Consider the following 9,446-nt stretch of genomic DNA (forward strand, 5'->3'; position numbering starts at 1 on the left):
GGGGGCGTACCACCCGGCGGGCCTGCGCGTTGCGCGCCCCGGCGGCGACGTCGGCGTCGGCGTCGGGCAGCACGAGGGTCCGGGAGCCGACGACCTGGTCGCGCAGGGCGCTCGCGCGCTCCGAGCGCACGGTCCGCTCCGAGGCGTCGATCCGGCTGTCGGGTTCCTCCTCGGGGACGTCGAGCAGGGCGGGGTCGAGCAGCCAGGCCTCGTCATCGTCCGGGGACGTGGCCGTCAGCTGGGCGAGGCGGGAGTCGTCACCGACGGCCGTGTCCCAGGCCTTGGCCCGCTCCGGGGCGTCGTGGTTGAACAGGTTGCGGTCCGCGGGCAGGAGGAGCGGGATGCCCCAGAGCAGGCGGAGGGGGACGTACTCCTTGCGTCGGTGCACCCCGACGAAGGTGTGCACCGCGCTCGTCTGCGTCTGGATGCTCACCCACGCAGCACCGGCAGAGACATCAGGCAGCAGGTCTGCCGCCGAGACCTCCAGGACGAAGGGGGCCGAGCTCCCAGCGGGGATGTCGTCGAGGGTCGTGCGGTCCAGGGCGGTACCGGTGACGGGTGTGCTCCCCTGGGCCCACGTCGCGATGTCGGAGCGTTGTGGGCCGGCCGTGTGGGGGACGAAGGAGACCGAGGGCGCCGCGATCGCCTCGGAGCCGGGGTTGGTGAGGCGGCCCTGCACGGTCGCGGTGTCATCGCCTTCGGCGACCGTCGTGATCGACGTGATGGTCAGCTCGCCGTCGCTGGCGTCGTTGCCTCCGCCGGAGTCGCTGGGCGGGGCAGGGGCGGCGGCCGAGGGCTGGGCAGCGACGGGGAGCAGGACGAGCAGCGCGAGCACCAGGCTCGCGATGGTCGCGCTCAGGCGTCGCCGGCGAGCCGCTGCCACGCCTCCCTCGCGATACGTCGTTCGTTGGGGAAGGTCAGGTGCCGCGGCGCGTCCCGCAGCGGGAGCCACGCGACGTCGACCGCCTCGTGGTCGGGGTCGTTGTCGATCGTGAGATAGCCACCGACCGCCTCGAGGAGGTAGTGGTGGACGAACTTGTGGATCCGCCGGTCGGGCGTGGCGAACCAGTAGTCGATGGTGCCCAGCTCGACGAGGACCCGGGCCTCGATACCGGTCTCCTCGGCCACCTCGCGTGCGGCCGTCTCGACGAGCGTCTCCTCGCCCTCGATGTGCCCCTTGGGCAGGCACCACTCGAGCCGACCCGCGCGGTTGCGGCGGGCGATGACGGCGATCCGGGCCTCCCCTTCGTGCACGTCGACCACGACGCCACCCGCGCTGCGCTCCTCGACCGCGGGCAGACGACGCTGCGGTCCGGAGGTGGGAGCGGGGTGACTCATGTGGTCACTGTAGCCATCCGCTCCGTGTGGACACTGGGTGCGTGGACGGCTCGGCATCCGCACACAGGTTCGCCGAGCGCGACCCCTGCGCCTTCCCTACCGTCGAGTAGCCCGACAACGAGGTCGGGCCCCTGCGTCACCGACGACGCCTGACCGAGGGGCCCCGAATGCGCACCAAGAACCTGTGCCGAACAGCTGCCGCCACTGCCGCCGTCGCCCTGGGAGCGATGACGCTCACCTGGGCCGGGCACTGCGTCTACTCCTTCCACTACGGCTGCCCAACGCGCCGGTGCTCTGATGCGCACCGCGTAACCTTGGGCCTCATGTCCTCCCCCGATCTGCCTCCGGAGATCCTGCGCGCCGCGGTGGCCCACCTGGCTCCGACGCTCCCGCTGCTCACCGACCTCGGGGAGCGCTTCGCCGGCGGGGGCCACGAGCTGGCCCTCGTGGGTGGCCCGGTGCGTGATGCCTTCCTCGCTCGCACGAGCGGTGACCTGGACTTCACGACCTCCGCGTCACCCGAGGAGACCGAGGCGATCCTCGCCGACTGGGGCGATGCCCACTGGGACATGGGACGCGAGTTCGGCACGATCGGTGCGCGCAAGGGTGGCGACACCGTCGAGGTGACGACCTACCGTGCCGACGCCTACGACGGCACGACCCGCAAGCCGGTCGTGGCCTTCGGCGACAACCTCGAGGACGACCTCGTGCGGCGCGACTTCACGGTCAACGCCATGGCGCTGCGCCTGCCGGGACTGGAGCTGGTGGACCCGCACGGGGGGATGCTCGACCTCGCAGCGCGACGACTGCGCACCCCCTCCGCCCCCGAGGTCTCCTTCAGCGACGACCCGCTGCGGATGATGCGGGCGGCCCGCTTCGTCGCCCAGATCGGGCTCGTCCCCGCGCCCGAGGTCATCACCGCGATGACCGAGGCGGCGGCCACGCTCGAGATCGTCTCCGCCGAGCGCATCCGGGACGAGCTGGTCAAGCTCCTGCTGGCTGCCGACCCGGTCGCCGGCCTGCGGATCCTCGTCGACACGGGGCTGGCCGAGCAGATGCTGCCCGAGCTGCCCGCCCTTCGGCTCGAGATCGACGAGCACCACCGCCACAAGGACGTCTACGAGCACTCCCTGACGGTCCTCGAGCAGGCCATCGACCTGGAGGGCCCCGAGGGCGACGACGAGCACCCCGTCCCGCGGCCCGACCTGGTGCTGCGGCTCGCCGCCCTCCTCCACGACATCGGCAAGCCACGCACCCGACGATTCGAGGGCGGCGGTGGAGTCTCCTTCCACCACCACGATGTCGTCGGCGCCAAGCTGACGACCAAGCGGCTGAAGGCACTGCGCTTCGACAAGGCGACGACGGCGGCGGTCGCCCGCCTCGTCGAGCTGCACCTGCGCTTCCACGGCTACGGCGACGGGCAGTGGAGCGACTCGGCCGTCCGGCGCTATGTCACGGACGCCGGCCCGCTGCTGGAGCGCCTGCATCGCCTGACCCGGGCGGACTGCACGACGCGCAACCAGCGCAAGGCCGCACGCCTGCGCGGCGCCTACGACGACCTCGAGGTGCGCATCGGCGAGCTGCTGGAGCAGGAGGAGCTGGACAAGGTGCGTCCCGAGCTCGACGGCAACGAGATCGCGCAGGTCCTCGGCATCTCTCCCGGGCCCGTGCTCGGCGAGGCCTACCGGTACCTGCTGCAGGTGAGACTCGACGAGGGCCCGATCGGACCCGAGCTAGCAGCAGAGCGGCTGCGCTCCTGGTGGGCAGCCAGAGCCTGATCCGAGCGTGCAGTGGCGATGGGGAGTGCTGCCCATCGCGCCCCGACCGGGACCGCCCTAGGTTGGTCCCAGGCCTGCAGCCCGCAGCCGCACCATCGATCAGGGAGAACCGTCCATGACCCTCGAGCAAGGTATGGACAGCTCGCGCATCCGACAGGTCGCGAGCGGCATCGACATCGAGGCCGGACGCCTCGGGGACATCCTCGGCCGAGGCAATGCCAGCGCCGGGTTGCTGCGTGACAACTGGGGTGGCGATGACTCCCAGCAGCTCCTCATCAGGTGGCAGCGGGAGGCGACCCGTTCGCTCGGTGCCGCCACCGAGCTGCTGCGCGGCGCGGCCAAGGAGCTGCGTCAGCAGGCCGCGGACCAGGACGAGGGGTCGGGTGTCGGCGGCGGTGGTGGAGGCCGTGGCGACGGTGGCCCCGGCCGGGGCCGCGACCCGCAGCAGCCCAGCACCGGCGGTGAGGGAAGCGACGGGGGGTGGCCCGACGGCAGACCCGACGGGTACGACATCCTCGACCGCGGCCCCGACTCCATCGGAGTGCGGACCAACCGCGACGAGTCCGGCACCAAGCACCACTACGACCCGCTGACGGGCAAGACCTGGCAGGAGTCCCCGGGAGGTACCTGGACGGAGAGCCAGGACCGGTTCGGCAACCGGACCGGGACCTGGACGGAAACGACCGAGGGGGAAAACGGCTGGGAGTCCAGCCGGTCGAGCACCCGTGGCACCGATGCCGATGGTCGCCGCAACGAGTGGGGCGAGTCGGGGTCCGTCGAGCGTTCCTTCGACAACGACACGGCCTCCCACGCTCAGGAGATCCTCGACAATGTCCAGAGCGAGCCGATCGTCGAGCAGGAGCTGTGGGACGCCGGGGTGCACGACAGCGTCGCCGAAGCACGCGCGGGCAACGAGGAGACCGGCGCGAGCGCCGAGTTCCTCGCCTACGACGCCTCGACCGCGGGCGCGATGGGTGTCGATGCGACGCGCGGTGCCTACATCGAGGCCAATGCCGAGGCCGGTGCCTACCTGGGCAGGGCCGAGGCGCACTGGACGGGTGACCACGGGACGACGGCGCAGGCCGAGGCGATGATCGGCGCCGAGGCCGAGGCCCAGGCCGGTGCCCAGATCGGTCCCGCGGGCGCCCAGGTGGGGGCCGGGTTCGAGGCCTTCGCCGGCGGCCGGATCGAAGGCGGCTTCAGCCAGGACATCGGGCCGGCCGATGTCGGCGCTTCTGGTTCCCTCTCCTACGGCATCGGCGCCCACGCCGAGGCCGACGCGGAGGTGTCCATGGACCGGGTCGGTGTTTCCTTCGACGTCGGCGCGACCCTCGGGATCGGTGCCTCGATCTCCTTGGATGTCTCGGTCTCGCCCAACGAGATCATCGACGGACTCGCCGATGCCGGCGAGGCGCTGGCCGACTCCCCGATCAACCCAGGCAACTGGTGGTGACCCCCCTTCGTCCCGAGATGGCAGGCTGTGCCCCAGACCACGGCCGCCGCCCCGCAACCCACAGGAGCGCAGCATGACCCAGATCACCTACCCCAGCCCGGTCGTCCCCGGGCCGCCCCGGCTCGAGCTCGAGATGCCCGAGGGCTGGACCCAGGTCTGGGCACCCGACACGCTCATCGCGATCCGCGAGGCCGACCAGGGTGGTGACCACTTCCTGGCCAATGTGGTCGTCCGCTTCTACCAGCGGCTGGCGCCCTTCGGACCGGATGAGATCCACGCCGAGCTGGCCGAGTACGTCGCCCAGCGACAGGAGGGCAAGCTCGGGGTCCTCAAGCATCAGGAGATCGACGGACGGGAGTACGTCGGCGCCGACCTCGCCTTCATCGATGGCGAGGCGGGCACCGTGGGGCAGGTCCACTGGTTCACCGCACAGCGACAGAACGATGTCCTCGATGTCATCCAGGTCACGGGTTCGTATGCTGGCGCGCGCCGCGAGACGGACTACGGCACCATCGACCGTGTTGTTGACTCCCTCCGCATCAACCCCTGAGAGCGCGCCTGACCATGCCACAGCTGACGTACCCCAGTGAGGTCTTCCCCGGCCCTCCGGGTGTGACCATCGATGTCCCCGACACCTGGGGGCCCGTCCGTGTCGGTGGCACCCTGCTGGCCTGCCGCCGTGTCGAGAGCGACCACGGCTTCGCCCCCAATGTCGTCATCCGCGGTTTCCAGCGCACATCCGACTTCACGATGCGGCATGCCTTGGAGGAGCTGCGTGGGTTCGTCGCGCAGCAGCAGGACGGTGACGTCGACGAGCCCTTCGAGCTCCAGCTGGGGGAGATCCCCTTCGTCGGCGTCAATGTCTCCTGGGTGGACCCGCAGATCGGCACGATCGTGCAGATCCACCTCTTCGCCGGGTCGCGGCGGGGACGCATCGTCGACCTGATCCAGGCGACGGGTTCGGTCGGTGGTGGTGACGCGCAGAGCGCCTATGCCGAGGTGCAGCAGGTGCTCCGGACGATCCGGGCGACCACGTGACGGCCGTGACCGGACATGACGAGCTGCCGGGTCTGGTGCTGCAGGTCGGTGCGGCCACCGACACCGGACGCGTGCGCACGCTCAACGAGGACTCCGCGCTCGCCGAGGGCGGGATCTTCGTCGTCGCCGACGGCATGGGCGGGCACGCGGCCGGCGAGGTCGCCAGCGGCATCGTCGTGGAGACGATGCGTGAGCTCGTCGCCCGGACCGACCTCACCGCGGAGGACGTCACGCGCCAGCTCGTCCTGGCCAACCAGCGGATCCTCACCGCCGTGGACTCCCACCCCGAGAACAAGGGCATGGGGACGACCGCCACCGGCCTGGCCCTGGTCACCGCCGGCGGCGCCGACCACTGGGCGGTGTTCAACGTCGGCGACTCGCGGGTCTACCGCTGGATCGCCGGCACCCTCACCCAGGTGACGGTCGACCACTCCGAGGTGCAGGAGCTCGTCGAGGCCGGGGTCATCACCCCGGACGAGGCCCGGGTCCACCCGGCACGCAATGTCGTCACGCGGTCCTTGGGGACCGACTACGCCTACCAGTCGGATGCCTGGGTGCTGCCGCCCTACGCGGGCGAACGCTTCGTCATCTGCAGCGACGGCCTGACCAATGAGCTCACCGACGCCCACCTGCGTGAGATCCTGCAGCAGCACCCTGACCCCCAGGCCGCCGCGGAAGAGCTCGTCCGTGCGGCCGTCGAGGCCGGGGGACGTGACAATGTCACCGTGGTCGTCGTCAACCTCGGTGGCACCGTGGGCGACGACCTGTCGGTGACCAGTCCGCGGGTGTCCGGGGACGACACGGCACCACGGGGCCAGCTGAGCGACAAGGAGTGACCATGCAGACGAGGATCGATGGCCGGGACGGCTGGATCGAGGTCGTCCGCGACGGCATCCACCTGCTGGCGAAGGGGGACGCCTCCCTCGCCGAGCGCATCGCCGACGCCGTGGCGGCTGCCGAGGACGACGACCTCGCAGACGTCGTGACCGATGAGCTGAGTGCCGGAGGGGTCCGCCGCACGCCGGACTTCGCCCTCGTCGACGAGGCCTCGGGCCGGGTCCTCGTGCGAGGCGCGGCCAGTGTCGTGGTGACTGCCGACGACGGCACGACCCACACGGTCAGCGCGCCCACCCGTGGGCCGTGGGCCGACGAGGACCTCGAGGGCGATGTCGCCGACGTGGTCCTCGAGACCGGTGAGCCCGAGCCCGTCGACGTGACCTCGCAGGATGACTCGGAGCCTGAGATGGCGCTCGCACCTGCCCCTGTGGTCGAGCCCGAGCCCGAGCCGGCTGCTGGGTGGGCCATGCCCTCGGTGTTCGGACGCGAGCCGGTGCGGTCCACGCAGGAGCCGACCGACCAGCAGCCGATCGAGGAGGCCGAGGTCGTCGAGACTCCGGCACCCGCGTCCGAGGACCTGGTGGCGGACGAGCCGGAGGCGAGCCCTGACCCTGAGCCCGAGGCCCCGCAGGAGCCGGTGGTCGCCCAGGCCGGGGACGCGGCGAGCGATGAGGACGATGAGCTGCCGAGCTTCGACTTCCTCTTCGGCAACACCCACCACCACCGCAGCTCGCTCATGGCGCAGCTCGCGGAGGACGAGGCGGCAGCAGATGCCCCCATCGATTCCGGCCCCGTGGCGGCAGCAGGAGGGTTCCAGCCACACGAGGACCAGGTCAACGCCACCCTCGCTCCTCCGAGCGAGGATGACGAGCACCACGCACCGACGCCGTCCGGTCCCACGGTGGACTCCCATGTCGGGCTGCCCCCGATGCCGGGGTCGGCCCCCTTCGCCGACGACGCGGGCGACGACAGCGATGTGATCGACCCGTCGGGGAGCGAGCCGCGTGCGGACGCCCCCGTGCCCGAGTCCGTGGCCGAGCCCGTGCGGGGTCCCGGGCCCGGCGGCCCGGTCCGCGTCCAGGCAGCCCGCGATGACGCCACCGGTCACGAGCCGGGTGGCGGTCGGCCGCAATTCGCCGACGGCCACCTCGTCGGCTCCCGGGTGCCACAGGCCTCGACGGGCAGCGCCCCGACGGTTGACGACAGCGCTCCCGCCCCTGCGTCTCCCGACAGTGGTGCCGAGGACTCCGCCGGGGTCATCTCTGCGGTGCCGTGGGGTGGCAGCACCCCGGCGGCAGGGCCCGGCCCTGGACTGCCGGGGATGCCTTTCGGCCTGCCCTCGCTGCCGACGCCGGACGGTGGCGCGGGGCAGCCCGCTCCCGTCCAGCCCGCACCCGAGGAGGAGTCCGAGGCGGAGACCGCCAGCCCCATGGTCCTCGCAGTGCGCTGCTCGGTCGGCCACCTCAACGCACCGCACGCCACGCGCTGCCGTGCGTGCGGTCAGGACCTGCCGTCGCAACAGCCGGAGCAGACCATGCGACCGGCGCTGGGCCAGCTGCGGATGTCGACGGGCGATGTCGTGACGCTCGACCGCGGCGTCCTCATCGGCCGGGCCCCGCGAGCGGTCGAGACCGGTCCGAGCTCACCCCATCTGGTGCGCATCTCCAGCCCGGACAACGAGATCTCTCGCAACCACGTCGAGATCGTGCTCGACGGCTGGCACGTGCTCGTGCGTGACCTCGGCTCGACCAATGGCACGACGGTGGCGCTGCCCGGGTCCTCACCGGTCCGGGTGCGCCCGGGCGACCAGCAGACCATCGAGCCCGGGACGACGATCACCCTCGCGGACCAGGTCTCCATGGTCTTCGAGGTCACGGGATGATGCCTGAGTGAGCAGCGCCATCCCGCCCGATCTCGAAGGGCTCGACTACGTCCAGCCGCTCGGCTCGGGCGGGTATGCCGACGTCTACCTCTACGAGCAGCAGATGCCGCGGATGAAGGTCGCCGTCAAGGTCCTCAAGACCGAGGGGCTCACCCCCACGATCCAGCAGCAGTTCATCGACGAGGCCAACACGATGGCCCAGCTGGCCGACCATCCCTACATCGTCCAGGTCTTCCGGGCCGGGACGAGCGGGGACGGTCGTCCCTTCCTCGTGATGAAGTACTACCCCCCGCCCAACCTCGCGCAGCGGGCCCGCACGGCTCGCTTCTCCGTCGAGGAGGTCCTGCGCACCGGGATCCAGCTCGCGAGCGCCGTCGAGACGGCCCACCGTGCGGGTGTCATCCACCGTGACATCAAGCCGGCCAATGTCCTCGTCAGCCAGTACGGCTCTCCGGGCCTGACCGACTTCGGCATCGCCGGTCGCGGTGGAGCACTGGACGAGATCGACGAGGACCTGGGGGTCTCGGTGCCGTGGGCGCCACCGGAGGTCCTCTTCGGCCAGAGCAACGGTGATGCCCGGGCTGATGTCTATGCTCTGTCGGCGACCCTGTGGCAGCTGCTCGTGGGCCGCTCTCCCTTCGAGGTGCCGGGCGGCAACAACTCCGCCTTCGAGCTGATGCCACGCATCCGCTCCAACCCGCCGCCGGGTACGGACCGCGCGGACGTCCCCCAGTCGCTCGAGCGGCTCCTGGCCCAGGCCATGAGCAAAAATCCGCTCGCCCGTCCCGCGAGTGCGATCGAGTTCGCCCGTAGCCTCCAGCAGATCGAGCAGGAGGAGCGCTTCTCACGAACGGCCATCGTCGTCCTCGACGAGCTGGGCCACAGCGGTGACTCCGGTGCGCTCGGGCAGACCCGGGACCGCACGCAGCTGCGCGCGAGCACCGGGTCCGGACCCCGGTCGACCACGAGCGCTCCGCCGCCGCCGCTGGGCCAGCCCGTCATCGGTGGGCAGCTGAGCGGAGGACGCGGCATCGGGCCGACCGGCCCGGTCCCCATCGCGGACGGCGTCGTCGCCCGATCCGGCACGCGACCGGGGATGCCCGGGCCGCCCGCCCAGTCG

At 71.5% G+C, this 9,446-nt stretch carries 9 protein-coding genes; 7 read left to right on the forward strand and 2 right to left on the reverse strand.

All coding sequences use genetic code 11. The annotated features are described in order from the left end of the window. Both JLI01S_RS15795 and JLI01S_RS15800 read right to left on the reverse strand, forming a co-directional pair. The coding region (locus JLI01S_RS15795) for a DUF6049 family protein (RefSeq protein ID WP_157075011.1) at positions 1 to 883 on the reverse strand (883 nt) is incomplete at its 3' end. Then, positions 856 to 1,338, reverse strand: coding sequence for an NUDIX hydrolase (locus tag JLI01S_RS15800; protein WP_068266427.1), 483 nt, complete (start codon positions 1,336 to 1,338; stop codon positions 856 to 858). The genes JLI01S_RS15800 and JLI01S_RS15795, both read right to left, overlap by 28 nt. Positions 1,339 to 1,661: 323 nt before the next feature. Here JLI01S_RS15800 and JLI01S_RS15805 point away from each other — a divergent pair, with 323 nt between their 5' ends. From JLI01S_RS15805 to JLI01S_RS15835, 7 genes are all read left to right on the forward strand, one after another. Next, entirely contained in the window at positions 1,662 to 3,116 is a 1,455-nt protein-coding gene (locus JLI01S_RS15805) for a CCA tRNA nucleotidyltransferase (protein ID WP_068266430.1), read from the forward strand. Between the two features lie 115 nt (positions 3,117 to 3,231). Then, positions 3,232 to 4,569, forward strand: a complete 1,338-nt coding sequence (locus JLI01S_RS15810; protein ID WP_157075012.1) for a WXG100 family type VII secretion target — start codon at positions 3,232 to 3,234, stop codon at positions 4,567 to 4,569. A gap of 73 nt (positions 4,570 to 4,642) precedes the next feature. After that, on the forward strand, positions 4,643 to 5,119 hold the full coding sequence (locus JLI01S_RS15815; RefSeq protein ID WP_068266435.1) for a hypothetical protein: 477 nt from the start codon (positions 4,643 to 4,645) through the stop codon (positions 5,117 to 5,119). Positions 5,120 to 5,133: 14 nt separating this feature from the next. Next, positions 5,134 to 5,607, forward strand: coding sequence for a hypothetical protein (locus JLI01S_RS15820; protein WP_157075013.1), 474 nt, complete (start codon positions 5,134 to 5,136; stop codon positions 5,605 to 5,607). Between the two features lie 5 nt (positions 5,608 to 5,612). Beyond that, positions 5,613 to 6,443, forward strand: coding sequence for a PP2C family protein-serine/threonine phosphatase (locus JLI01S_RS15825; protein WP_245634657.1), 831 nt, complete (start codon positions 5,613 to 5,615; stop codon positions 6,441 to 6,443). A gap of 2 nt (positions 6,444 to 6,445) precedes the next feature. Continuing rightward, entirely contained in the window at positions 6,446 to 8,326 is a 1,881-nt protein-coding gene (locus JLI01S_RS15830; protein ID WP_068266440.1) for an FHA domain-containing protein, read from the forward strand. A 7-nt stretch (positions 8,327 to 8,333) separates the two neighbouring features. Further along, positions 8,334 to 9,446 (forward strand): serine/threonine-protein kinase (locus JLI01S_RS15835; RefSeq protein ID WP_068266443.1); only part of this gene is annotated, 1,113 nt, incomplete at its 3' end.

The sequence above is a fragment of the Janibacter limosus NBRC 16128 genome (assembly GCF_001570985.1).
Classification (GTDB): domain Bacteria; phylum Actinomycetota; class Actinomycetes; order Actinomycetales; family Dermatophilaceae; genus Janibacter; species Janibacter limosus.